Genomic DNA, 24,574 nt, shown 5'->3' with positions numbered 1-24,574 from the left:
CACCTGTGGTCCCTGTCTGCCCGCCCTGCGCCGGCCGTCGTTCACCGGCCGGCCCCGAGCAGGTCGTCGGTCTCCGCGAACCCCGCGTCCACGAAGCCGGCCCGGCGCTCCCACTCGGCACGCAGCGAGGCGTACTCGCCCTCCTGCTCGCGCAGGACCTGGAGGGTGGCGTCCGGGTGGGCGGAGCCCGTCGACGCGTGCCGGCGCAGCCCCGCGTCGACGTCCGCAAGGGCGGCCAGCACGGCGGCCGGGTCCGTGAGCGTGAAGCCGCGGTCGGACGCCACCTTCTCCAGCAGCCGGGGGTCGGTCCGGTCGGGGGAGTGCCCTGCCTCCATGGCGGCGACGATGTAGGCGCCGGCCACCACCTGCGCCTGGCGCCACGGCAGTTGTTCCTTGAGCGTCAGTGCGTTGGCGAGGCTGAAACCGCCCAGGTACTCCCGCTCGCAGGCCGCCCGCATGCGGTCGCCGCGGAACTCCAGCCTTTCGACGACCTCCGTGAACAGCCGGAGCACACTGTTCAGGGTGCGGTAGGCGGTCGCCAGGTTCGCCCCGGCCTCCTTCCCGACCTCGACGAGGTTGGTGTAGGGCGTGTTCCGCTGGCCGAGCACCGCGTCGAGGTGGTAGGTCGTCAGGTGCGCCGTGCGGCCGCGGATGCGTTCCAGCACGGGGAAGTTCTTCTTCTGCGGCATCGCCGAAGAGATCCCGCACAGTTCGTCCGGCAGGTCGAGGAAGCCGAACTCGCTGCTGCTCCACGTGAGCAGATCGGTGGAGAAGCGGCTCAGGGCAAGGCCCAGGATGCCCATCTCGGCCGTCACCTCCGCCACCCAGCCGCGTGAGGCGACACCCGTGAGCGCGACCGGTTGGGCCCGCTGGAAGCCCAGCAGACGCGACATCCGCGGCCGGTCCCAGGCGAGTTCCTGACCGGCCATCGCCCCGGACGCGATCGGGCAGGCGTCCAGGCCGTCGTACGTCGACAGGAAGCGGCGCAGCGTGTGCAGGATCTGCTCGGACACGGCTGCCAGGTAGTACCCGGGCGTGATGATCTGTGCCGCCTGGAAATGCGTGTGTCCCGGCATGGGCAGATGACGCCCGGACAGGGCCAGCCGGTGCACGGCTGTTCCGAAGTCCAGCAGGCGGCCGGCGGCGGCGGCCAGCTCGCTCCTGCCGAACATCAGCTGCGCGCAAGCCTGGAGGTCGTTGCGACTGCGGTCGACGTGCCACGCCGGCACCGGCCGCGGCAGCCGCTGTTCCACGTGGCGTTCCAGCGCGAAGGTGATGTCCGACATGTTGGCGGCCGGGTCCGCGACGAGAGCAGCGGCGTCCGCGCTGTCGAGAGCCGCCCCCAGGGCCCCGGCCTCCGCGTCGTCGATCACGCCCATCCGCTGGTACTCGACGAGCAGTACCTTCTCGATCGCGATGTACCAGGGCAGCAGGTGGGCGAGCTCGTACTCGAAGTGCGGCCCGAGGACCTCGTCGTGCCACAGCGCGGCCGGGCCGGCCGCCAGCCGGCCGCTCAGCGCGGCCGGGGACGATGTCCGCGTCGCGGGGGCCGCGTTTTCGGTGGTGCTCATTTCACTTCCTCTGCAAGGGCCTTGGCCCGCTCCACGAGCAGGGCCAGGCGTTCGCGGTCAGGTTCCTCGCCGCCTCCGAACACCACGCAGAGCATGGTCACGCCGTCCAGGCGCAGCAGTGCGTCGACTGCGGGAGGGAGCACGGGCTCGGGGGCATGGCGCCGATATCCGGCCAGCAACGCCTCGATGTCCAGGTCGTTCTCGGGCAAGGTGTCGTTCTCACGGACGCGCGCCAGTTCCAGCGCGGGGTGCCCGATCATGGCGCAGCCCCAGTCGAAGAGGCCGGCCACCTCTCCGTCGGAGCCGGCCATGTTGGGAGCGCGCATGTCCAGGTGGAGCAGTCGCCGGACGCCGGCCAGCGGAGCCAGCAGCGGAACGAGCCGGTCGAGACCGGGAAGTTCCGGGAGGTCCGGCACCAGGCCGGCGAGCCAGGCCCACCGGGTCGAGACCCTGCGGGCGACCCCGACGTCGATGGGCCAGCCGTCGTGGTCGAGCGGCCGTAGCCCGGGCGGCGGGGGCTGGAGGTGGAGCCTCGCCATCAGCTCGCCGATCTGTTCCGGCCCGGCCGCGACCCCGGCCCCGGGCAGGAACCGGGACGCCAGTACGGGTGCGAGCGGGGTGTTCACCAGAGCGATCGGCTCCGGTACGGGCAGCCCCCGCGCGTGCAGGTGGGCCGCGATCACGCGTTCCTGCTCCAGCGCGTCACGCGTGTAGTAGGGGTCGCGTCCGCCGTAGCGGATCACTTCCTGGCGCGGTACGCGCAGGGCCACGTCGCCGAGTTCTCGGGACGACCCGCGGAAGACCGCGAACTCGAAGCCGGTACCGGCGGGGACCGGGGTGCCGAGGCCCAGCTGCCGTGCCGCCCGTGCCGCGATCTCCTCGACCGGGAGGGGATCCTCCCCTCCCGACGCCGCCGGTCCGGGCTGCCCGAAGGCGGGCCTGATCCGTCCCCGGCTGTCCGCCTTGAGGACGGAGGGGTCGGCGAGGTACTCCTCCACCAGCCACGGAACCGACGCCCCGGGATCTCCCGGGAGGCTGCCGTCCGCGCCCAGGATCCGCATGGTCGTCTGCGGATCAAGGCTCGCGGCCAGTCCGGCGGCGACCACGGGCACACCGGGGTGCCGCGTACGGATGGCCGTGCCCGCGGCGGCGAGCGGCCCCGCACCCGCTCCTCCTAGGACCAGGAACACGAGGCCGGGCCGTTCCACGGGAGGACCCGCTTCACCCGGGCCCGTGACCGCCACGGTGTGGCCGGCGCCGGTGAGGGAGGCAGCCGCCCGCTGCGCGCCGGGCCCCCCGGGGGCCGCCGGCCCGGGCAGCCGCTCACTGTCGATCAGAAGGATGTGCACGGTGGGTCCTGTGGGTCGTGGGCTGGGGAGGGGGAAGCGGGGAGAGGTGACGTGAGGGGGGAAAGTCCGGACCGGGGTCAGTACCTGTACTCCTCCCGCTTGTACGGTCCGTCCACCGGTACTCCGGCGTACTCCGCCTGCTTCGGAGTCAGCCGTGACAGGCGCACTCCGAGTGCGTCCAGGTGCAGCCGGGCCACCTCTTCGTCCAGCTTGCGCGGCAGGTTGTGCACCCCGATCGGGTACTGGCCCCGGTTGTTCGCGAGCTCCAGGAGGGCCAGGGCCTGGTTGGTGAAGGATGCGGACATGATGAACGCGGGGTGCCCGGTGGCATTGCCGAAGTTCAGGTCGCGGCCCTGGGAGAGGACCAGCAGCGACCGGCCGTCCGGCCAGATCCACTCGTCGACCTGCGGCTTGAGCTCACGCTTGCGGATACCGGGCACCTCGGCGAGTGCGGCCACGTCGACCTCGACGTCGCTGTGACCCATGTTGCCCAGGATCGCCAGATGCTTCATCCGCTCCATGTGCTGGGGCCGGATGACCTCGCAGTTGGCGGCGGCGGTGATGAAGATGTCGCCCCGCGGGGCAGCCACCTCGAGCGTGGTCACCTCGTACCCGTCCAGGGCCGCCTGGAGTGCGGAGATCGGGTCCACCTCGACCACGATGACCCGGGCGCCCAGTCCCGACAGCGCGGAGACGCAGCCTTTGCCCACGTCCCCGTAGCCGACGACGACCCCGGTCCTGCCGCTGATCATCCGGTCGGTGGCACGGTTCAGGCCGTCGATGAGGGAGTGCCGGCAGCCGTAGATGTTGTCCAGCTTGGTCTTCGTGATCGCGTCGTTCACATTGATGCCGGGGAACATCAACTCACCGGAGTCCGCCAGCCGGCGCAGAGCCCGGATGCCGGTCATCGTCTCCTCCGCGACACCGCGCACGCTCACGGCGATGCCGGTCCAGCGGCCGGCGTCCTGCTCCATCGAACCGGCGATGAAGCGCAGCAGCGCCGCGCGCTCGGCGTTGTGCGCGGTCGTGGGGTCGGGCACGGTGCCGGCCTTCTCCCGTTTCACGGACTCGTGCAGGAGGAGCGTGGCGTCGCCGCCGTCGTCCTGGATGAAGTCCGGGCCCGTGCCGTCCGGCCAGCGCAGCGCCTGGGCGTGGCACCACCAGTATTCGTCGAGCGTCTGGTTCATCCAGGCGAAGACGGGAATGCCCCGGGGCTCGTCGGGGGTTCCGTCGCGCCCGACCACGATCGCCGCAGCGGCGTGGTCCATGGTGGACAGCACATTGCAGGTGGCCCAGCGCAGGTCGGCACCGAGCTCGATCAGGGTCTCTATGAGCACGGCGGTCTCGACGGTCATGCCGAGCGATCCCGCGATGCGTACGCCTGCCAGCGGCTTGCTGCCGCTGTAGCGGCGTCGGAGCTCCATCAGGCCGGGCATCTCGCTCTCCGCGATCCGGATCGCGGTGCGGCCTTCCGCCGCCAGGCTGATGTCGGCGATGCGATAGTCGAAAGTCATGTCATTTCTCCGCAGTCGGCACGGCTGACGCAGTGGATACGGCGCAGCGGAGCTCCGTGGTGAATTTCTGTCCGTCCCGGTGGAGCCACAGCTGCTCCGGACCGGGCAGCATCTCGCTGAAGGTGGCCGGCCCGCTCGCGCCGTGGGCCAGACGGAACATCTGCCGCACCAGCAGGGGTGAGGTGAAGTCCACGTAGAGCGGCTTGGGCTCGGAATCGAACTTCACGAAGGCATGGCGCGGCAGCCCGTGGCGCCGGCGCAGTTCACAGGCAGCGAAGAACTCGGCCGCGTTCCCCTTGCGCGGCTTGCCGTCGGGGGCCTGCCCGACCAGTTCGGAGACCGGGATCCGCCACAGTTCGCGCTGGAGCACGATGCGTCCCGTACGGATGCGGGGCACGTGCGTGTGGAGGCCGGCCTCCAGTACCAGGCCGCCGAGCCGGCGGGGGAAGGCGAACGGAGCCAGCGGGTCCAGTCGTACGGTGGGGCCGCCGGACGGCGGGGCGAGCAGCCGCAGCCGGCCGGGGACCCCGTCCGCGTACAGGTTCAGCTGCCCGTCGCTGACCTTCAGGTACAGCGAGGAAGGCTGGATGACCTGGTCGCGCGTGAGGCTGGACCGGCCGTAGATCTCCAGGTCAGGCATGTCCAGCGGGCTGCGTGACGCCGTCTTGTCCGGGTGGCTGCGCGCGAGGTCGCAGAGGGTCTCGTCCTCGTCGACGAGCTCGCGGTAGGCGGCGGTGGCGTCGGCGGTGAACCGCGGGTACTCCTCGGCGATGAGGGGCGCGAAGCTGGAGTGGCTGAGCAGTTCACGCGTCCCGTGGCAGTCGCCGACGACGGCGAGGAAGTCGCCCCGCAGCAGCGCGTCCGGGTCGGGCGCGGCCAGCATGACGTCGGGGTTGACGAGTGCGGGCGGGCCGTCGGGGCAGCGTTCCAGGAAACCGTTGAGCCGTTCCGGGTCCACGACGACCTCGGTCGCACCCAGGTCGTCGTCACCGAGGAGGAGTGCGGTCAGGTCAGCGTCGAGCGCGTCGAGCTCGGCGTCGATCTCGTCGACGTGCTTGAGCAGTTCGTCGCGATCGGCGAAGTATTCCGCGTAGAAACGGTCCAGGGGGACGGCGGTGTCCGTACCGAAGCGCCGTGTCACCCACCGCGTGAGCAGTTCACGCTCACGGACGATCCTCAGCCGGGGTACGGCAAACGCCAGGGCGTAGACGGGCGCCAGCTCGTTCTCGATGAGCTCGGCGACGTCGGCTCCGAGGCGCAGGTCGCCGACCGGTCCGTGGCACTCCTCGTAGAAGACGCTCCGGTCTGCGTAGTGCATGCCGGTGCCGCGGTTGGCCTCGGCCCCGGTGATTTCGGCGAAGGATTCCTTGAGCGTTCCCACCGCTGACGGGCGCGCCCCGAGTTCCGCTTCGGGGATCGCCGCCAGGTCGCGGGCGAGCCGCTCCACAGGCTCCACGGACCCTGCCTGGAGGCGGAGTTCGGCCAGGGGTTCGGTAACCCCGACCGGTACCTCGAAGCGGTCGACGACGAGTCGGCGCGCGACCAGGGAGGCGAGCGCTCCGGGGGCCTCGGCACCCAGATCCCCCTCGAGCTCCGCCACGGTGGTGCTGCCGTCACAGCGGCGGAACACCTCCAGCTCGACGGGGGTGAGCTCGACCTGGTCCGCCTTGCGGAACCGCCAGTCGACGGAGAAACCGTCCTCGGTGGTGAACTCGTACAGCGTCACTACGCCGTCCCGCTCGAAGGCCCACGGCCGGCGGCGCGGCCGGACCCGTGCCGCGAGGACGGGGTCAGCGCCCAGCGCCCCGGCCAGCCTTTCCGCCGCCCAGTGCGCCAGGAACACCCTCCGCCTCAGGGCCTTCCGCTCCCAGGAGACGCCGCGGACGGAACGGTCGATCAGTCCCACGCTCAGGGGTCCGAAGTGCGATGCGGTCTCGTTCTTCGTCGTGACCCGCTGGAGATAGCGGATGAGGAGGTCCGTCATCTTGCGGCCGCGCGGCCCGCCGACGCCTTCGGGACCGTCCAGCCAGGACGCGAAGAGGCCGAAGTTCGCCTCGTTCGAGAGCAGCAAGGCGTCCCTGAGCAGCCCGTTGTGCCGGAACACGTCGCGCAGCACGGCCTTGGCCCTGTGCATGCGCTCCTCGTGCGTCTCCTCCCAGCGCAGCCAGGAGCCGCTCAGGTCGTGCGCGTGCTCCTGGTAGGCCCGCAGCGTCGGGACCGCGTCGCAGGGCAGCCGCCCGGCCAGCATCTGGAAGGTCTCGTCACTCAGCGGGCGCAGGGTGCCCACGGCCGACGCGGCGGCCCCGTTGTCCGACAGCCGGGCGGCCTTGATGCCGTCCTTGAGCGCGGGTGCCAGCTTCCGCAGCTGCTCCGCGGTGCCCGTCATGCGCAGGGCCTCGGCCACCGCGCCGGGTTCGCTGTAGGGCTCCAGGAGCTCGAAGCCGAACCCCGACTGCCGGAGGGCGACGACGGGGAGCAGCCGCCAGTTCTCCGTCGCCCGGCTCTCTTCAGTAGTCGCGCTCATCCGAGCCCCCTTCCGTTGGGTTCCACTGCTTGCATCCGTCCTCGTCGTCTTGCTGTCTCTGTCCCGGGGCATGGTCAGGCCCGCGCATCGTGGAGCCGCTCGACGATCTCCAGCGGGTCGGGCGCCGCTTCCGGTACCAGCCCCGGGGCCGGTGACCACGGCTTCAGCCGCCCGCCGTGGAAGTCCGATCCCTGGGTGGGGACCAGGCCGAGCGACTCGCAGGCTGCGAGGACCCTGCGGGTGTCCGCCGGGTCGTGCCAGGTCGTCCATGCCTCCAGCCCTCCGAAGCCCATGTCCCGCAGCAGCGGCAGGCTCGTCTCCGGCTCGTCGCGGAGCCGGCCGGGGTGGGCGAGTACGGGCACTCCCCGCGCCTCGCGGATCCAGCGGGCGACCTCGGCGAGCGGGGGCCGGCGCGGGTGCGGCACATGCAGAGGCTGGCCTTCCCGGCACCACTGGGCGATGAGTTCGCGGTGCACGCCGCCGCGCTCGTAGCCCGAGAAGCGGGGGTCGGAACCGGCCCTGGTGAGGAACAGGTCGAGATAGTCCCCCAGGAAGGCGACCCGGTCTTCGCCGAATCGTTCCTCCACTTGCGCCCAGGTGATGTCCACGCCGAGGTCGGCGGCCTGGCCGAACCAGGCCCTCCACCAGTCCACTTCGGCGCCGCGCACTCCCCCGATCCGGCGGCGGAACAGCTCGTCGTCGGGGTCGACGAAGTACGCCAGGCAGTGCGTCTCCTGCCCGCCCCACTCCGCGGTGACCTCCGCGCCCGCGACGACCGTCAGCCCCGCGGCCTCGGCGACCGTACGGAACTCCGGGAAGCCGGCCATGCTGTCGTGGTCGGTGAGAGCCGCGACGCGCAGACCCGCGTCGGCGCACTTGCGGGCGAGGCCGCCCGGTGTGTCGTCCCCGTCGGAGACCGTGCTGTGCAGATGCAGGTCTACACGGGTCCGGACGGTGGCCGTCGGGCGGTCGAGGACGATGCTCACTGTGGACCGACCCCCGCCGGCAGGGGGATGGTGTTGAAGCACACGCAGCGTCGGCACGTTTCGTCGGTCGCCACGTCGAGCTCTTCCCGCCACTTCACCGCGGTCGGTGAATTGATCAGCGCGTTCAGGCTCCCGGCCTCGTGGATGTTGCCGTAGGCCTCCTGGAAGAAGCAGGGCCGGACGGTCCCGTCGACCTCGATGACCGCGGAGCCCCACGGAAGATTGCAGGAGACGGGCGGGTACTCGGCCTCCTGGTGGAACGCCGCGTAGAACTGGCGCACGTAGGCACGGATGTGGTCGGGGGTCTCCTGGATCATGCCGCTGCTGAAGGCGTCCGCGCATTCGGTGAACATGCGGTCCAGTTCCGCGTCCAGCTCGGGCAGCGCGTGCGGGGCGATCACCAGGTCCTCCTGCTTCTGCGCGTCCCAGCCACCCGCCCGGTTGAACGCCTCGCTCGTCACGTCCGCGGGAATGAAGCTGAACCGGTAGAAGCCGAGCTCCTGCGCGGCACGCACCGTCTCCGCCAGGTGCCGGTAGTTGTACCGGTGCACCGTGCAGCGGCCCGCGACCCGGATGTCGGGCCTGAGCTCACGGATGGCCTCCAGCCCCTTCACCAGGTGGTCGTAGGCCCGGCCGACGCGCCGGACCTCGTCGTGGATCCCGGGAGGTCCGTCCAGGCTCACCAGGACGACCTCGTAGTCGTCCACAACCTGCTGGGCGTACTTCTTGAGCAGGAGCCCGGTGGAGAGCAGCACGAGGGGGATGCCCCGCTCGCGCAACGGGGCCGCCACCGAGGCGAGGTCCCGGTGCATCAGCGGCTCCCCTCCGGTGAGGATGACCTCCTTGACCCCGAGGTCCTCCCACTCCTGCGCCCACCGTTCGATGTCCTCCGCGGCGAGTTCGCGACGGGATTTGTCCTGCCAGATGTCGCAGGACACACACCTGTGGTTGCAGCCGGCATGAGGCCAGATGAACAGTTCACGGATCTGCGAGAGATGGTGCGGCACTTCAGGTCCCTCCGGTTCGCTTCACTTCTACGGTCAATTCGGCCTCGCTGAGGCGGACCACATGGGTGGCCGCCGCCCGGAGGTCGGCCCGGTCGGTCACGACCACGACCGTCCGGTGCCGGGCCACCTCGATCAGTCCCGTCGCGAGATGCCGGGCCACGCTCGCGTCGAGCGCACTGAACGGGTCGTCGAGGAGCAGCACGTCCGCGTGCGAGAGCAGCGCCCTGGCCAGTGCCACCCGCTGCTTCTGTCCGCCGGACAGCACGGCCCCGCCGGCCCCCAGTACGCTCTCCCAGCCGTCCGGCATCAGCTCGGCGAACTCGGCGACCCCGGCCTTCGCACCGGTGGCCCTGATCTCGTCGGGAGTCGCTGCCAGCCGTCCGAGCCCGACGTTCTCCAGCAGGCTCATGGAGAAGAGCGAGCCGTGGTCCGCGACCAGCACCACGCGCCCGGCAAGCTCCGCCCTGCGCCACTCGGTCGCGTCGCCGCCACCGATGCGCACACTGCCGGAGTCCGGCGTCTCCGTACCCGCGAGCAACCGCAGGAGGGTCGACTTGCCCGACCCCGTAGGCCCGGTGACGACCGCGAGGGAGCACGCCGGCAGTGTCAGCTCGATCTTGGGCGGCAGCTGCCGGCCCGCGGCGGGGACCGCGCCCACGACCTCGATCGACAGCGGGTCGGCCGAGGGCCGGAACGTCCCGCCGCCTTGCGGCCCTGGCTCCGGGAACATCTCCCGGATCCTGGCGATGGCCGCGAGTCCGTTGGCCAGCGCGGGGAAGGCGGCTCCCGAGGAGAACGTCGGCGCACCGAGCAGCAGGAGCAGGCTGTGGTACCCCACCATGTCACCGGCGGTCATCTGGCCGTCCCGCGCCAGCAGCAGGGCGTGGGCGAACCCGATGCCCTGGACCAGGCCGAGCAGCAGGAACAGGGGGGTGCGGCGTTCCTCCCTGCCCTGGGCCACTACCGCATCCCGGTGGGCGGTCGCCGCCGACCGCAGCCCGTCCCACACCGCCACGGCGCCACCTGCGTCCCGCACCGCCTCGATGTTGTGCAGGGCCTCGCCCACCAGCTCCACGACGCCGGCGGAGCGATCGCGTGCCGTGCGAGCCGCCCTGCTGATGCCGCGCAACAGGCGGGCGCAGAACCAGCAGAAGCCGACCGCGTACAGCAGCGGGGCCACGACGAGCTGGGGCGACCAGACGACGGCGCAGCCCACCACCACCACGACGAACGCGGAGACCGAGATGCCGATGTCCACGCCCGGGGTGATCATGTACCTGAGCGCGCGGACATCGCTGATCAAGGCGGCGAGGAGGCGGTCCGCCCGGCCGGGGACGGCCTCCTTGAGCACCCTGGTGACGAGCTCGTGCCGCAGGTCGCGTTCGAGCCGGGTGCCCACCCGGATGCTGGTCGTCTGACGCAGGTAGAGCAGAGCCGCACGCACCACCTGACTGCCCAGCAGCACGGCGGAGAGAATCACCAGCGGCCGGATTCCCACATGGCTGTTCACCGCCTCGTCCAGCGCGTCTCCGACGATCCACGCCGCCAGGACCGCCAGCAGCGCGGCGAGCAGCCCGCCCGCGGCCACGAACAGCATGGCGCCCCGGTAGGGGCGCAGCCTCGCGGTCAGCCACCCGATCTGTTCTGCGTCTACCACGTGTTCCCGCCGATCAATGGCGTCCGGCCGGCCGGGGACGCGTACTCGAAGTCCTGGTGCAGTGCCGCGTACTCCCCTCCGGCCGCGATCAGTTCCGCGTGCGTACCCATCTCGGTGATCCGGCCCTCGCGCAGCACCGCGATCCTGTCGACGTTGCGGACGGTGTGCAGGCGATGGGCGATGACCACGCACGTGATGCCGGCCAGGAGCCTGCGCAGGGCCGTCTGCAGATGCGCGTCAGTCGCCTCGTCCACGTTGGCCGTCGGTTCGTCGAGCAGGACCAGGTAGGGCCGCTTGGCCAGTGCCCGCAGCAGACAGACGATCTGTCGCTCACCGTGCGACAGCAGCTCGCCCCCCGGCCCCACCGGGGAGTCCAGTCCCTGGGGGAACCCGGCGAGCCAGTCCGTCAGACCCGCGTCACCGATCAGCTGTGTCAGCTCGGCGTCGGTCCGCTCCCCGCCGGTGAGCCGCAGGTTGTCGCCTATGGTGCCCTCGAACAGCTGCGGGTGCTGGGGTACGTAGGCCACGCCCCGTCGCAGTTCGGCCTCGGGGACGCGCGACAGCGGCCGTCCGTCCAGCAGGACCTCACCGCACGAGGCCGGGCGCATCGCGGCCAGCACCTTGAGCAGACTGGACTTCCCGGAGCCCGAGGGTCCGACCAGTCCCAGGTGGCAGCCGGCGGGGATCTCCACTGAGACACCCCGCAGGGCCTCTTTACCCGAGGGGTACGTGAGACGCACCCCGTCGACGCGCAGCGCCCCCGCCGTTGCGGGAGCCCCGGGGTCCGGGGCCGTCTCCGGAACGGTCTGGTCGATCAGCTCGAAGACCCGCTCCGCGGCGGCGAGCGCGGTCTGAGCCTGGCCGTCGAGCGCGCCGGTCGACCCGAGCAGCCACGCGACCCGGTCGGTGGCCAGTACGAACAGGTACCAGGCCGTGACGGTGAGGACTGCTTCCCCCACCATCATCCCGCCGGCGAAGACCAGCACCGTGGTGATCAGCCCGCTGATGACCGAGAGCGCCGGCTGGAGCAGGGCCGCGAAGACGTCGGCTTCGCGGTTCGCCCGGAAAACAGTGGCGTTGTGCGAGGCCGCCGCCTTGATGAGCGGCTCCTCGCAGCCGAAGGCCCTGACCGTGGCCAGCCCGGAGGTGCTCTCCGCGACCGATGTGCTGAGGGCCGCCGTCGCGGCGGCCGCCCGGCCCGCGCGGCGGCGGGTGACCCGCCCGAAGTTCCGGGTGGTGACGGCGATCAGCAGGCCGCCCAGCAGCGTCGCCACGGTCAACCGCCATTCCAGGACGAACATCAGCGGTACCAGCAACAGGACCACCACGAGCTGCTGGAGCAGCTCCAGCATGTTGAACGTCGCCTCGCCGAACGATTCCAGGTCGTTGGTGATGCGGCTGGCGGTCGCGTCGGGGTCGTGGCGCTCGTAGTACTCCAGGTCCTGCCCGAGCGCGGAACGCAGCGCGTCCAGGCGAAGGTCCAGAACGACGTCGGCGACCAGGCACTTGGTGAGGTAGGCGCGGACCCGGTTCAGGACCCACACCACCGCGCCGGTGGTCATCACCCCGGCGGCCAGGGCGGCGCCGCCGGCCGCCGACCGCAGGCCCAGGCCGGGGCCTTGCGCGATGAGGATCGGTCCGAGCGCGCTGACGGCGGCCATGGTCAGCGCGACGAGGGACAGTGCGAGCAGTCGCCGGCGGTCCCGGCGCAGATAGACCAGCAGCCGACGGGTGACACCGCCGGAGTCCTTGCCCCCCGTGCTCATTCCGCCTCCGGCTGCGAGAACACGGCGTAGCGCAGCTCCGCGGTGTGGCCCTGGCCGTCGAGGCTGAGCCACAGCTGGTCGGGCCCCGGCAGCATCTCGCTCAGCTCGGTCTTCCCGGCGGCGCCGCGCGCCCTGCGGCACAGTTGCCGGACCAGCAGGGGGGCGTCGAGGTCGACGTACAGGGGCTTGGGCTCCCCGGGCACCTTGGCGAAGAGGTGGCGGGGCAGACCGAGGCGCTCCCGCAGCTCCTGCACCGCGTGGAAGTCGGCCGCGTCGCCGTCGCCGGCTCCCGGGAACGGCCGGCTTCCCCGGAAACCGGCCGCGGGAACCCGCCAGCTCGCGCGGCGCAGCACGGTGCGGCCGTAGCTGATACGGGGCATCCGGTCGCGGTTGCGCGAGCGGAGGCTGACTCCGCCGTAGTGCCGGGGGAATCCGAGAGGCGCCAGCGGGTCCTGCCGGATGCTTCTGCCGCCGGCCGGGACGGACAGCGGCCTCAGCCGCTGTCCGATGCCCTCGGCCCGCAGCTCGGCGCGGCCGTCCCGGACGACGACGTAGAGCTGGCCGGGCGTGAGCACGTGCCGGCGGTCCTTGCCCGACTTGCCGGTGATTTCCACATCAGGGACGGGGAACCGCAGTTGCGCGCCGGTCTTGTTGGGATGCGAGCGCACCACGTCGCACAGGACCTCGTCGGGGGACAGCATCCGCTGGTACGCCTCGTGCGCCAGCTCCGCCAGGTCCGGCTCGCGTTCGGCGAGCAGAGGTGCGTAGCTCGCGTGGCAGAGCAGCTCACGCACGGCGTGGCACTCCCCCAGCACGGCGGTGACGCGGCCCTCCTCGATGTCCCGCGCACTGCCCGCCGCCAGCAGGACGTCCGGGTTGCAGACCACGGCCGGATCGTCGGGGCGGACCGCCGCGAGATCGCGGAGGCGGCCGGCGGTGACCCGGACTTCGGTGCTGCCGGGGTGGGCGTCCGCGAGCATGGCGTCCGTGATGGTGTCGTCCAGCTCCTCCAGCTCACGGTCGACCGCGTCGCACTCGACGAGCAGCAGGTCCCGGTCCTCGAAGTAGCCGGCGTAGAACTCCGCCAGCGGTACGCGGCGCTGCGCCCCGAACCTGCGCACGATCCAGTCCGCGAGGATCTTCCTCTCGCGGCGGACCCTGAGCCGGGGCCCGGCGAGGATCAGGTCGTAGACCGGGGCGAGCTCCTCGGTGAGGAGGCGCTCGATGTCGGAACCGAGGGTCAGGTCCTCGACACGGCTGTGGCACTCCTCGTACAGGACGGCCCGGTCCGCGTAGTGGCGCCCCTCGCCGCGATTCGGCTCGGCCCCGCTGAGCGCGGTGAACTCCTGCTTCACCGCGGCGAGCGCCGCCGGCCGCGCCCGGTGGGGGGCCTCGGTGAAATCGGCCAGGAGCCGTACCAGGCGGGCGACGACCCGATGCGCCCGCGCGGCGTCCGGGGACGCGTCGGCGGCGGGCAGTGCGTCTCGCAGTGCCTCCAGCGGATCGGCCACCCCGACCGGGATCTCGAACCGGGCCACCGCCCAGTCCCGCTCGGTCAGGTCCGCGAGCGTGGCGTCGAATCCGCCGTTCTGGCCGCCGAACGGCCACCCGCGCCGAAGCTCGGCCACGGTCCGCTCGCCGTCGCACCGGTCGAGCAGCCAGATGTGCCCCGGGGGAACGGCCTCGTCGGCCGTTCGCTCGAAGCGCCAGTCGGCGAGGAAGCCGGTGGTCGTCGTCGGGGCGTACGCCACGACGCGCCCCGCGTCCTCGGTGAACACGAGCGGCCGGCGGCGGGGACGCACCATCGGGCGCAGACCGGGGCTGCCGCTGAGGGCCTCGGCCAGCAGTTCGGCCGCCCAGTGCGAGAAGTAGGTCCTGCGCCGCGGCTCTCCCCCGTCCCGCCAGTCCACACCGGTGCTCCCCGGGACCAGTCGCCCCGCGGCGATCGGGCCGAAGTGGGCGGTGGTCTCGTTCTTGCTGGTCACACGCTGCAGGTAGCGGACGAGCAGGTCGGCCATCTTGCGGTCACGCTTGCCGAAGACGGTGACACCCCGGTCCAGCCAGGCGGCGAAGTGCTCGAAGTGCGCGTCGTTCGAGAGGAGCAGGACCTCGCGCAGCGCGTCGTTCTCACGGAACGCCGCCGCCACATGGGAGCGCCCCGCCTCCATCCGCTCCTGGTGCTCGGCCTCGTAGCGTTCCCATCGCGCCACCAGTTCCGCCCGTGCACGGACGTACGCCTCGCTGCCCGGGATGTCGTCGGCAAGCGCTGCCAGCATGCCGATCCGCGGCCCGAGTGAGGAGAACTCCGCCGTTCCCCGGAGGTGTTCACGGAGCGCCGCTCCCGCCGCCCGGGCTTCGTCCAGAAGCTTGCGCCGCTCGCCGGTGGCCTCAAGGGCGCCGGAGCCGGCGAGCGGGTCGAGGGCACTCAGCGGGAACCCCGCGTGCCTCAACGCCACCACCGGCAGGAGGGACCACCTCGCGTGCGAACCGACCAGCTCCGTCATTGCTTCTGCCATTGCCCCAACTCATCGACTGCAGAGATGTGTTGTCACGCCGCTTTCACGTCGGCACGCCGCCCTTCGGGCCAGCGAAAACATCGCCCGCGGCCGTCTGGCTGTCAACGACATTCATTCCCTCCTTTCATAGGCCCCTTTACGCGTGCGTTCGCCGGGGCCGCTCGGCAAGCTGCTGCCACTGCCCAATGAGGAGGCCCGAGGACATGACACCGTCGCCGGCGATGCCCGCTCCGGGGTTCGGGGACGAGCCGATGGACTTCAGCGGTGACACCCCCCGGCTCCTGTCGGTCCGCGCGGCGGATCTGACGTACGAACGGGAGCGCGCGGTACCGTCCGTACTCAGTCGCGAGGAACTGCGGCGTGCCGCCGCGTTCCGAGGGCGCCGCGACCGGGACACGTACCTCGTCACCCATCTGGCACTGCGCATGGCACTCGCCCGCGAGCTCGGGATGCCTCCGGCGGAGGTGCCGTTCATCCGCCATCCGTGTCCAGGGTGCGGTGAACCCCATGGACGACCCGGCGTCGAAGGCGACCCGCTTCACTTCTCACTCAGCCACTGCGCGGACCGGGGCCTCATCGCGGTCGCGCGGACACCTGTGGGCGTGGACCTGGAGAGGACACCCGATCCGGCCGTGGTCAGGCGGCTGAGCCGTCTCCTGCACCCCGCGGAACACGCGGAACTGGCCCTTCTGCCCGAGGCGGAACGCGCTGGCGCCTTCCTCCGTGCGTGGTGCCGGAAGGAGGCTTACCTGAAGGCCATCGGCACGGGGCTGTCCCGCTCGACCGCACTGGACCACGTCGGTACGGGGAAGGTCCCCGCCCACCTCCCGGGATGGCGGCTCGACGATGTCCCGGCGGGAGGGGGGTACGCCGCGGCCGTCGCGGTCCGCCTCCATCCGCTGCCGGGCGGACCCCGGCGACCGGCGGCTGAGCGGGGCGGCGGTATGGCGGCCGCGTGACGGCCGTCGGCGGCGCGTTCGGACCGGGCGTGGTCCTGGTGCCCCGGCCCCCGCCTTTGCCATACTTACGATGCCGTAGGTTACGGGTCCGTAGGGTCTGTGACCCTGGCTCCCCCGGTTTCTGCCGGGAGGCGCCCCACCGACTCCTCACCCCCAGGGGACCCCATGACCACCAGTCCTGATCTGATCGAGGACGCCTCCGCGACCTCCACGCGTGCTGAAGATTCAGTGTCTGCGCCGTCCGCGACCCTCGGCGGCGAGAACAAGCGGTCCATCGAGCAGATCGCGCTCCTGCTGTTCATCACCGCTCCCTTCCTGGCCCTGCTGGCGGCGGTCCCGCTGGCCTGGGGCTGGGGGGTGAGCTGGCTGGACCTCGGCCTGATGGTCTTCATGTACTTCCTGGCCTGCCACGGGATCACCATCGGCTTCCACCGCTACTTCACGCACGGTTCCTTCAAGGCGAAGCGGCCGTTGCGGATCGCGCTGGCCGTGATGGGTTCGATGGCGGTGGAGGGCCCGCTGGTGCGCTGGGTGGCGGACCACCGCAAGCACCACAAGTACTCCGACCACGAGGGCGACCCGCATTCGCCGTGGCGGTTCGGCGAGACCTTGCCGGCGCTGATGAAGGGCCTGTGGTGGGCGCACATCGGCTGGCTGTTCGACGAGGAGCAGACCGATCAGCAGAAGTACGCCCCCGACCTGATCAAGGACCCTGCGATCCGGCGGATCTCGCGTGACTTCATCTTCTGGACGATGGTCTCCCTCGCCATCCCGCCGCTGGTGGGCGGTCTGGTGACGATGTCCTGGTGGGGCGCGTTCACGGCGTTCTTCTGGGGCTCGCTGGTCCGGGTGGCCCTGCTGCACCACGTGACGTGGTCGATCAACTCGATCTGCCACGCGGTGGGCAAGCGGCCCTTCAAGTCCCGGGACCGTTCGGGCAACGTGTGGTGGCTGGCGGTGCTGTCCTGCGGCGAGTCCTGGCACAACCTGCACCACGCCGACCCGACCTCGGCGCGGCACGGCGTACTGCGCGGCCAGGTCGACTCCAGCGCCCGTCTGATCCGCTGGTTCGAGCAGCTGGGCTGGGCCACGGACGTCCGCTGGCCCTCGGAGGCCCGCGTCGACGCCCGCCGCAAGGAAAACGCCCCGAACGCGGCATGATGGGGGGCGTGGCGATCGACGGCAGTAATTCCAGCAGCGACAAGCCCAGGCGCGGCCGCCGGGTACGGATGACGGGCGCGGAGCGGCGTCAGCAGCTGCTGGACATCGGTCGGACCCTGTTCGCGGAGAAGGGCTTCGAGGGCACGTCGGTGGAGGAGATCGCGGCGAAGGCCGGGGTGTCCAAGCCGGTGGTGTACGAGCACTTCGGCGGCAAGGAGGGCCTGTACGCGGTCGTCGTGGACCGGGAGATGCGCCAGCTGCTGGACGGGGTGACGGGCGCGCTGACGGCCGGGCACCCGCGGGAGCTGCTGGAGCAGGCGGCGTTCGCGCTGCTGGACTACATCGAGTCGTACACGGACGGTTTCCGGATCCTGGTACGGGATTCCCCCGTCGCCCAGTCCACGGGCACCTTCGCCTCGCTGATCAGCGACATCGCCACGCAGGTGGAGGACATCCTGGGCCTGGAGTTCAAGGCCCGGGGCTTCGATCCGAAGCTGGCCCCGCTGTACGCGCAGGCGCTGGTGGGGATGGTGGCGCTGACCGGCCAGTGGTGGCTGGACGTGCGCCGGCCGAAGAAGGCGGAGGTCGCCGCGCACCTGGTGAACCTGGCGTGGCACGGGCTGGACGGGCTGGAGTCGAAGCCGCAGCTGGTGGGCCGCCGCAAGAGCTGAGCGGGCGGGCGACGCGTACGACGGCGCCCCGCCACCGGAGGTCCGGTGGCGGGGCGCCGTCGTGGGTGCGCGTGGGTGCGCGGGTCAGGCGAGGGGTCGCGGGCTGTGCGGCTCCAGGAACTCCAGCCGGTTGCCGACCGGGTCCTCGGAGTAGAAGCGGCGGTGGCCCGGCAGGTTGTCGTCCCAGACGACCTCGGCGCCGCGCTCCTCCAGTCTGATCGCGTACTCCACGATCCCGGTCACCCGCAGCCCCGGGTGGGCCTTGCGGGCCGGGCGGAAGTCCTCTTCCACGCCGAGGTGCAACTGGACGCCTCCGGCGGCGAACCAGCAGCCCCCGCGCGCGGCGAGGACGGGCGGTTTGGAGAGCTCCGTCATGCCGAGGACCCCTGTGTAGTACGCGCGCAGCCGGTCCTCCGCACCGGGCGGTGCGGCGAGTTGTACGTGGTCGAGTGCGGTGAGCACGCTCAGGCCTCCTTGCGGGCGACGGCGAAGATGCGGCGGAAGGGGAAGACGGTGCCCCGCGGCCCGGACGGGTAGGCGGCGCGCAGCCGGTCCCGGTACTCGGTCAGGAAGGCGTCCACGGCGTCCCGGTCGTCGCCGAGCGCGGTCAGGACGGGCCGCAGGGCGGTTCCCTTGACCCAGTCGAGGACCGGGTCGGGGCCTTGCAGGAGCTGGTGGTAGGTCGTCTCCCACACCTCGACGGCGCAGCCGAGTTCGGTGAGCCGGGCGAAGTATTCGGAGGGTTCCAGCAGGTGGATGTAGCGGGCGCCGTGGCCGGCGAGGCGGGCCCGCCAGCGCGGGGCGTCGCAGAGGTCGGCGAGCAGGGCGTGGCTGGGGGCGGTGAAGTTGCCGGGGATCTGGAAGGCGAAGGTGCCGCCGGGGCGCAGCCCGTTGATCCAGGGGCCGAAGGAGCCGGGGTGGCTGGGGACCCACTGGAGGGCGGCGTTGGACACGATCAGGTCGTACGGCTCCTCGGGGAGCCAGTGGGCGAGGTCGCCGAGGCGGAAGTCGAGGCTGCCGCCGCCGGCGGTGGGGCCCGCGTACTCCTCGGTGGCGCGGTGGAGCATCTCCGGGGAGAGGTCGAAGCCCGTGATGCGGGCCTCGGGCCAGCGTCCGGCGAGGAGGGCGGTGACGTTGCCGGGGCCGCAGCCGAGGTCGGCGATGCGGGCGGGCCGGGCCGGGAGTTCCGGTATGCGGGTGAGGAGGTCGAGGAAGGGGCGCGTGCGGTGGCCTGCGTGCCGGAGGTACTGCTGGGGGTCCCAGGTGGGTGCGGAGGAGTCGGAGAGGACGTCGGCCGTGGGGATCCTGGCCTGGGCGGTATCGGAATGCATGTTCGAGCCTCCCTGCTGGCGGGGCGGTCGGAAGCGGAAGCCGTTTCAGCCCCCTCCATGCCCCATGCTCGCGCATTTATATCTCGACGTCAAGATACTTGATCACGAGATACTCGACATGAAGAGACTTCATATCGACAGACCCCTTACACTGATCCGCATGGAGGACGAGGTCGACCGACTGGTCGCGGCATGGCGGCGGGAGCGCCCTGACCTCGACGTGGAACCGCTCGAAGTGCTCAGCCGTGTCAGCAGGCTCGCGCGCCACCTCGACCGGGCCCGCAGGCTGGCCTTCTCCGAGCACGGCCTGGAGCCTTGGGAGTTCGACGTCCTGACCTCCCTGCGGCGCGCGGGCGCCCCGTACCAGCTCTCGCCCGGCCAGCTGCTGACCCAGACCCTCGTCACCTCGGGCACCATGACCAACCGCATCGACCGGCTCGCCAAGAAGGGCCTCGTCGAACGGCTGCCGGACCCCAGCGACCGGCGCGGGGTCCTGGTCCGGCTGAGCCCCGAAGGGCGCGACCGCGCCGACCAGGCCCTGGCCGGGCTGCTGGCCCAGGAACGGGCGATCCTGGCCCAGCTCTCGCAGGCCCAGCGCGGCGACCTCGCCGCGCTGCTACGCCAGTTGACCGCTCCGTTCGACAACGTCCCCGGCTAGGTCCGCCGGCCGTACGCCCGCCCGCCGGGCCAGCGCCACCGCGGCCAGGGTGGAGTGCACACCGAGCTTGCCCAGCACGTTCTGCATGTGGGTGCGGACGGTGTGCGGGGACAGGAACAGCCGCGCGGCCACGTCCTTGCGGCCCAGCCCCGCCACCATGCAGCGCAGCACCTCGTGCTCACGCGGGGTCAGCGACTCCACCAGCCGTTCGCTGTCCGTACGGTGCTTGCGGGCCGCGGTCAGTTCGCGCAGCACCCCGGTGAGCAGCGCGGGCGGCAGGTGGGTCTCCTCCCGCAGGACGCCCCGGACGACGGCCAGCAGCCGGGAGAGCGAGCAGTCCTTCGCCACCCAGCCCGAGGCCCCGGCCTGGAGCGCGTGGGCGGCCCGGCGGGGGTCGTCGCGCTCGGCGAGGACCACGGTACGGACCCCGGGGTGGGACACCCGCACCCCCGCGACCAGCGCGATCCCGTCGGCGACGGGCGGTGGCCCGGAGCCCGGCTCCCGCTGGGCGGGCACGGTCCCGGCGACGGCGCCCAGATCGGCGTCGACCAGCAGGACGTCGAAGCGGCGGCCCTCGGCCACCGCGCGTTCGAGGCAGCGCAGGGCGGCGGGACCGCTGCCGGCCGCGGACACGTCCACGTCCGGCTCGGCCGCGAGCGCGGCTGCGAGCGATTCGGCGAAGATGCGGTGATCGTCGACGACGAGAACCCGGATACGAACCACAAAACCCCCAAGGGTCGGGGAACGGACGACGGCGGGTACGGCGCCCGGACCGGGTGATCCGCAGCTGCCGCGGCCGCCGCCGTGACATCTCTGCACTACCCCGGACCGGACGCCGTACCCGACGTGTCTCGACCCCTGAATCAACACCGGCCCCCACCGGTGTCACGCATCAGCGTAGGGCCGGTGACCGCTCACAGTTGGCCGAATAGCAGAAGTTTTCCCGGGGATTTTCCAGCGCGGCCGTCCGGAACGGCCTTTGTGGTGGCTTGAATTCGACCGCCCTGAAGGTCCGGATGGCGGCTTCATGCCCGGCGTGTGCCGCGGGCAGTTGCACGGGGTGCATTTCACCCGGCGTGTGCACGCCGGGCGCCCGCGCACAGCGCCCGACAGCGGCGCGCGGCCCAAACGCACACGCCCCCCGCACCGGTCGGCGCGAGGGGCGGGTGGAGCGGGGATGGCCCAGGCGGGCCCAAGGGGCTCAGGAGGTGTGCGTACGGGCGAAGTTCCACGCGTCCGTGATGATGCCGGTGAGACCCGAGCGGGTCGGAGTCCAGCCGAGGCGCTCGTGGGCCGCGCGGGCCGAGGCGACCAGGACCGCCGGGTCGCCGGCCCGGCGGGGTGCGACCACCTCGGGGATCTCCTTGCCGGTGACCTTGCGGACCGTCTCGATGACCTCGCGGACCGAGAAGCCGCTGCCGTTGCCCAGGTTGCAGACCAGGTGCTCCCCGGGCGCGGCCACCCGCAGCGCGTCCAGGTGCGCCTCCGCCAGGTCGGCGACGTGGATGTAGTCGCGTACGCAGGTGCCGTCCGGGGTCGGGTAGTCCTCGCCGAAGACCGAGATGGCCTCCCGCTTGCCCTGGGCGACCTGGAGCACCAGCGGGATCAGGTGGGTCTCGGGGTCGTGGCGCTCACCGAACTCCTTGTACGAGCCCGCCACGTTGAAGTACCGCAGCGAGACCGCGGCCAGGCCGTGCGCCGCGCACATACCGGCGATCATGTGGTCCACGGCCAGCTTCGAGGCGCCGTACGGGTTGGTCGGGGCGGTCACCGAGGCCTCGGTGAGCAGGCCTTCGGTGGGCTCGCCGTAGGTGGCCGCGGTGGAGGAGAAGACCAGCTTGCCCACCCCGGCGTCCCGCATGGCGGTCAGCAGCGCGAGGGTGCCGCCGACGTTGTTCTCCCAGTACTTGGCCGGGTTCGCGACGGACTCGCCGACCTGGGAGGAGGCGGCGAAGTGCAGCACCGCGTCGTAGGAGTCGTCCAGGTGGCGTGCCGCGTCCTGGATCCGGCCCTCGATGAAGGTGGCGCCCGCCGGGACACCGGCGCGGAAGCCGGTGCTCAGGTCGTCCAGGACGGTGACCTGGTGGCCGGCCTCCAGGAGATGGGCGGCCACCACGCTGCCGACGTAACCGGCGCCGCCGGTGACCAGGCACTTGAGAACCGGCGTGTCATGAATCGGCGTGCTGCTCACTCGCCTACTGCCTCTCACGGGGGTACGCACGCGGGAGGTTCCACATGCCGGTCACTGGCTTACCCGATTCCGCGCCCACGGGGAAATCGGGAGCCCGGCGGCCCCGTCAGACGGCGGGAGCCGCGGAGGGCTGTTCCGGCACCGCCCGGTCCAGCAGGCCGGTGCGCGCGGCCAGTGCGGCCGCCTCCAGCCGGGACCCCACGCCCAGCTTCATCAGCACCCGCTGCACGTGCGTACGGGCCGTGCTGGGCGCGATCTCCATGCCCGCGGCGATGAGCCGGGTGTCCTCGCCCTCGGCGACCCGGACCAGCACCTCCACCTCGCGCGGGGTGAGCAGCCGCAGCAGCCGGCTGCCCTCGTCGTCGGGCTGCGCCGCGGGGTTGAGGAGCTCGGCGAAGGCCCCCTGGAGCAGTTGCGGGGCGATCGCCACCTCCCCCGCCCTGGCCTTGGCCAGGGCCCGCTCCACGCCTTCGATGCGCTCGTCGTGGCGCACGTACCCCGAGGCACCGGCGGCGAAGGCGGCCGCGATCCCGCGCGGGCTGGGCACCGGGCCGAGGACCACGACGGCGAGCTGCGGACGCTCCCGCTTGATCCGCGTGACGGGTTCGAAGACCCCGGGCTCGGCCGGGGAGGCGGTGCCGAACAGGCAGACCTCCGGGGCCCGGCTGATGACCAGCTCGGCGGCGCCGGCGGCCGGGGCCGCCGCGGCGAGCACCCGGTGGCCCCGCAGTTTCAGGGCCGAGGCGAGCGCCTCGGCCAGCAGCCGGTGCTCGTCGACCACCACGACCCGTACGCCCATTGAGGCACCCCACCCCCCACCCTTCTGCCCCGGCAAGCTACACGCTTGTTCGACGGTGCGCGGGGGATACCGTGCAGAAGCCCCCGGAAGGATTGACCTTCCGGGGGCTCCTGACGGGTGCTGTGCGGGGTCAGCTCGCCGTGAACGAGACGAACAGGTACTCCGGGTCGCCGCCGCCCGAGTACGGCTTGCGCGCGTACCAGCGGGCGATGAACAGCTTGCCGTTGTGGTAGCGGTACTCGGCAGCGGTGGGCGTGGAGCGGGTCTCCGCGCGCTGGCTGGTCTTGTCCCCCGGGTTCTCCATGAGGAGGGTCTCCTTCATGGTCTTCCCATCGATGCTGACGATCTGACCGCCCCTGTCGTGCGGGGGGATCTTGTACGCGATGACGTTCGACCCGTCCATGCGCAGCGGCATGATCTGGTAGCGCTCGCCCGCGTCGGCGCGGTCGTTGGTCTGCTTGCCGGTCTCCAGGTCGAAGGAGAGCAGCTCGTTGGTGCGGGCGCCGCTGGAGTCCTGGCCCTGGTGCTCGTAGGAGGGCACGTAGACCTTGCCGTTGCCGACCACCATGTTCACGCACTGCTCGACCTCGGTGGCCGGGCAGTCGGGGTTGAAGTTGCCCGAGGCGAGGGAGATCCGCGACTTGAGCTGGCCCGCGTCGTCGACGACGAAGAGGTCGCTGACGCCCGTGGCGTTCTTGGCGGTCTTGCCGACGTCGGCGGCGATGACCAGCGGCTTGGTGGAGATGATGCCGGCCCACTCGAGGCCCGGGGAGAGCTTGTACGAGGACTTGACCGCGCCGGTGGCGGGGTCGAGGGCCTGCGCCTGGAGGGTCTGGTTGGGGCTGCGGCCGCACTTGCGGAGCACGGCGAGGGCCTCGCCGCCCGCGTAGCCGAGGTCGTAGCAGCCCTCGTTGTCGACCTTCGGCGTCCACAGGGGCTTGCCGTCGGCCAGGGTCCAGGCGGCGCCGCCCGACAGACCGCCCGCGGCGACCGTCTGGCCGCTGAGGGAGACCTCGGCGAAGGTGACGTTCTTGTCGCCGCCGGTCGAGGACTTGGCGGCGGCGGACCACAGGAGCTTGCCGGCCTCCAGGTCGATGACGCCGACCTTGGTGCACGGCTGGAACTTCTTCTCCGGGGTCGCCAGGCCCTCCTCGAAGAGGATGGCGGTCTTGTTCTCGCTGACGTGCTGGGTCGCGCCGCAGACGTTGGCCGGGAGCGCGATCTCCCACTTCTTGCCGCCGTCGACGAGGTTGTAGCCGACGACCTTGCCCACATCGGACTTGATGTAGGTGGAGTCGGTGATCCAGGAGCCCTTGACCGTGACCTGCTCCTCCGGCGCCGGGAGCGGCACGTTCAGCAGGGTCTTGGACTTGGGGTTGGCCGGCGGCTTCTCGCTGCCGCCGCCGCCCGCCTGCGGCTTGTCGCCGTCCGGGGAGCCGCTGGGGCCGCCGTCGGCGGTGGGCTGCGTACCGCCGCCGCTGTCGCCGGAGACGTACCAGAAGCCGCCGCCGATGATGAGGACGATGGCCAGCAGGGCCGCGCCGACGATCATCAGCTGGGTGCGGACCTCACCTCGGCCGCCGCCCGCGCCGCCGGCCGGCGCCTGGGACGCGGCCATGGGCGTGGTGGGCGGGCCGAACGGCGGCGGGGTGCCGGGCTGCTGCTGCGGGTATCCGTAGCCGGGCCCCGCCTGCGGGTAGCCGTACGCCGGCTGCGCCGGGGCGCCGGGCGGCTGCTGCGGCGGCGCGGGCGGCTGCTGCGGGACCGGCGGCGGGGTCGGGGGCTGCTGGGGTGGCGGGGGCGTCGGCGCGCCGAATCCGCCCGCGGGCGGCTGGCCGGGGGGCGGCGGGGCGCCGAAACCGCCGGGCGGCGGCTGGTGGGGGGGCGGCGGGGTACTCATCGGTTGCTACTGCC

At 71.9% G+C, this 24,574-nt stretch carries 19 protein-coding genes; 4 read left to right on the top strand and 15 right to left on the bottom strand.

The window, feature by feature from the left end; genetic code table 11:
• Positions 1-41: 41 nt before the first annotated feature.
• From OG447_RS10805 to OG447_RS10765, 9 genes are all read right to left on the bottom strand, one after another.
• The gene (locus tag OG447_RS10805) at positions 42-1,571 is read right to left on the bottom strand and encodes an argininosuccinate lyase (RefSeq protein WP_266936268.1); all 1,530 of its coding nucleotides are present in this window, start codon (positions 1,569-1,571) and stop codon (positions 42-44) included.
• Complete coding sequence (locus OG447_RS10800; protein WP_266936267.1) at positions 1,568-2,920, bottom strand: phosphotransferase family protein; 1,353 nt, start codon at positions 2,918-2,920, stop codon at positions 1,568-1,570. The genes OG447_RS10805 and OG447_RS10800 overlap by 4 nt, the downstream gene beginning before the upstream one ends.
• 77 nt (positions 2,921-2,997) lie before the next feature.
• A complete protein-coding gene (gene ahcY, locus OG447_RS10795; RefSeq protein WP_266936266.1) occupies positions 2,998-4,434 on the bottom strand; it encodes an adenosylhomocysteinase in 1,437 nt (478 codons plus the stop codon).
• A 1-nt stretch (position 4,435) separates the two neighbouring features.
• Positions 4,436-6,958, bottom strand: coding sequence for a lantibiotic dehydratase (locus tag OG447_RS10790; RefSeq protein WP_266936265.1), 2,523 nt, complete (start codon positions 6,956-6,958; stop codon positions 4,436-4,438).
• Between the two features lie 74 nt (positions 6,959-7,032).
• Entirely contained in the window at positions 7,033-7,944 is a 912-nt protein-coding gene (locus tag OG447_RS10785; RefSeq protein WP_266936264.1) for a PHP domain-containing protein, read from the bottom strand.
• Positions 7,941-8,951, bottom strand: coding sequence for a radical SAM protein (locus OG447_RS10780; protein ID WP_266936263.1), 1,011 nt, complete (start codon positions 8,949-8,951; stop codon positions 7,941-7,943). The genes OG447_RS10785 and OG447_RS10780 overlap by 4 nt, the downstream gene beginning before the upstream one ends.
• Position 8,952: 1 nt before the next feature.
• Positions 8,953-10,608: an ABC transporter ATP-binding protein gene (locus OG447_RS10775; protein ID WP_266936262.1), complete on the bottom strand. Its 1,656-nt coding sequence runs from the start codon at positions 10,606-10,608 to the stop codon at positions 8,953-8,955.
• Complete coding sequence (locus OG447_RS10770) at positions 10,602-12,374, bottom strand: ABC transporter ATP-binding protein (protein ID WP_266936261.1); 1,773 nt, start codon at positions 12,372-12,374, stop codon at positions 10,602-10,604. The genes OG447_RS10775 and OG447_RS10770 overlap by 7 nt, the downstream gene beginning before the upstream one ends.
• Positions 12,371-14,890, bottom strand: a complete 2,520-nt coding sequence (locus OG447_RS10765) for a lantibiotic dehydratase (protein WP_266936260.1) — start codon at positions 14,888-14,890, stop codon at positions 12,371-12,373. Before OG447_RS10765 ends, OG447_RS10770 begins: the two co-directional genes overlap by 4 nt.
• A gap of 203 nt (positions 14,891-15,093) precedes the next feature.
• Between OG447_RS10765 and OG447_RS10760 the strand changes: the two genes are divergently transcribed.
• From OG447_RS10760 to OG447_RS10750, 3 genes are all read left to right on the top strand, one after another.
• Entirely contained in the window at positions 15,094-15,849 is a 756-nt protein-coding gene (locus OG447_RS10760; protein ID WP_266936259.1) for a 4'-phosphopantetheinyl transferase superfamily protein, read from the top strand.
• A 165-nt stretch (positions 15,850-16,014) separates the two neighbouring features.
• Positions 16,015-17,010: an acyl-CoA desaturase gene (locus OG447_RS10755; RefSeq protein WP_266936258.1), complete on the top strand. Its 996-nt coding sequence runs from the start codon at positions 16,015-16,017 to the stop codon at positions 17,008-17,010.
• Positions 17,007-17,681, top strand: coding sequence for a TetR/AcrR family transcriptional regulator (locus OG447_RS10750; RefSeq protein ID WP_266936257.1), 675 nt, complete (start codon positions 17,007-17,009; stop codon positions 17,679-17,681). The genes OG447_RS10755 and OG447_RS10750 overlap by 4 nt, the downstream gene beginning before the upstream one ends.
• Before the next feature lie 84 nt (positions 17,682-17,765).
• Here OG447_RS10750 and OG447_RS10745 read toward each other — a convergent pair whose 3' ends face one another.
• Both OG447_RS10745 and OG447_RS10740 read right to left on the bottom strand, forming a co-directional pair.
• Positions 17,766-18,143 (bottom strand): VOC family protein, encoded by a 378-nt coding sequence (locus tag OG447_RS10745; protein WP_266936256.1) that lies wholly within the window; start codon positions 18,141-18,143, stop codon positions 17,766-17,768.
• Between the two features lie 2 nt (positions 18,144-18,145).
• On the bottom strand, positions 18,146-19,012 hold the full coding sequence (locus OG447_RS10740) for a trans-aconitate 2-methyltransferase (protein WP_266936255.1): 867 nt from the start codon (positions 19,010-19,012) through the stop codon (positions 18,146-18,148).
• 160 nt (positions 19,013-19,172) lie between these two features.
• Here OG447_RS10740 and OG447_RS10735 point away from each other — a divergent pair, with 160 nt between their 5' ends.
• Positions 19,173-19,670 (top strand): MarR family winged helix-turn-helix transcriptional regulator, encoded by a 498-nt coding sequence (locus tag OG447_RS10735; protein WP_266936254.1) that lies wholly within the window; start codon positions 19,173-19,175, stop codon positions 19,668-19,670.
• On the opposite strand, the gene OG447_RS10730 is transcribed toward OG447_RS10735, so the two are convergent.
• From OG447_RS10730 to OG447_RS10715, 4 genes are all read right to left on the bottom strand, one after another.
• The gene (locus OG447_RS10730; protein ID WP_266936253.1) at positions 19,629-20,393 is read right to left on the bottom strand and encodes a response regulator transcription factor; all 765 of its coding nucleotides are present in this window, start codon (positions 20,391-20,393) and stop codon (positions 19,629-19,631) included. The two genes, OG447_RS10735 and OG447_RS10730, sit on opposite strands and share 42 nt — an antisense overlap.
• Positions 20,394-20,871: 478 nt before the next feature.
• On the bottom strand, positions 20,872-21,861 hold the full coding sequence (galE, locus tag OG447_RS10725; RefSeq protein ID WP_266936252.1) for a UDP-glucose 4-epimerase GalE: 990 nt from the start codon (positions 21,859-21,861) through the stop codon (positions 20,872-20,874).
• Between the two features lie 106 nt (positions 21,862-21,967).
• Positions 21,968-22,660: a LuxR C-terminal-related transcriptional regulator gene (locus OG447_RS10720; RefSeq protein WP_266936251.1), complete on the bottom strand. Its 693-nt coding sequence runs from the start codon at positions 22,658-22,660 to the stop codon at positions 21,968-21,970.
• 130 nt (positions 22,661-22,790) lie between these two features.
• A complete protein-coding gene (locus OG447_RS10715) occupies positions 22,791-24,560 on the bottom strand; it encodes a PQQ-binding-like beta-propeller repeat protein (protein WP_266936250.1) in 1,770 nt (589 codons plus the stop codon).
• Positions 24,561-24,574 lie beyond the last annotated feature (14 nt).

The organism is Streptomyces sp. NBC_01408, assembly GCF_026340255.1.
GTDB lineage: Bacteria > Actinomycetota > Actinomycetes > Streptomycetales > Streptomycetaceae > Streptomyces.
This window is presented reverse-complemented; position numbering and strand designations above follow the sequence as displayed.

Excerpts from the sequence above, each read along its gene's own strand:
- OG447_RS10765 (WP_266936260.1), bottom strand. The coding sequence starts at position 14,890 with ATGGCAGAAGCAATGACGGAGCTGGTCGGTTCGCACGCGAGGTGGTCC.
- OG447_RS10740 (WP_266936255.1), bottom strand. The coding sequence starts at position 19,012 with ATGCATTCCGATACCGCCCAGGCCAGGATCCCCACGGCCGACGTCCTC.
- OG447_RS10750 (WP_266936257.1), top strand. The coding sequence starts at position 17,007 with ATGATGGGGGGCGTGGCGATCGACGGCAGTAATTCCAGCAGCGACAAG.
- OG447_RS10760 (WP_266936259.1), top strand. The coding sequence starts at position 15,094 with ATGACACCGTCGCCGGCGATGCCCGCTCCGGGGTTCGGGGACGAGCCG.
- OG447_RS10805 (WP_266936268.1), bottom strand. The coding sequence starts at position 1,571 with ATGAGCACCACCGAAAACGCGGCCCCCGCGACGCGGACATCGTCCCCG.
- OG447_RS10790 (WP_266936265.1), bottom strand. The coding sequence starts at position 6,958 with ATGAGCGCGACTACTGAAGAGAGCCGGGCGACGGAGAACTGGCGGCTG.
- OG447_RS10735 (WP_266936254.1), top strand. The coding sequence starts at position 19,173 with ATGGAGGACGAGGTCGACCGACTGGTCGCGGCATGGCGGCGGGAGCGC.
- OG447_RS10770 (WP_266936261.1), bottom strand. The coding sequence starts at position 12,374 with ATGAGCACGGGGGGCAAGGACTCCGGCGGTGTCACCCGTCGGCTGCTG.
- OG447_RS10720 (WP_266936251.1), bottom strand. The coding sequence starts at position 22,660 with ATGGGCGTACGGGTCGTGGTGGTCGACGAGCACCGGCTGCTGGCCGAG.
- OG447_RS10755 (WP_266936258.1), top strand. The coding sequence starts at position 16,015 with ATGACCACCAGTCCTGATCTGATCGAGGACGCCTCCGCGACCTCCACG.
- ahcY (WP_266936266.1), bottom strand. The coding sequence starts at position 4,434 with ATGACTTTCGACTATCGCATCGCCGACATCAGCCTGGCGGCGGAAGGC.
- OG447_RS10715 (WP_266936250.1), bottom strand. The coding sequence starts at position 24,560 with ATGAGTACCCCGCCGCCCCCCCACCAGCCGCCGCCCGGCGGTTTCGGC.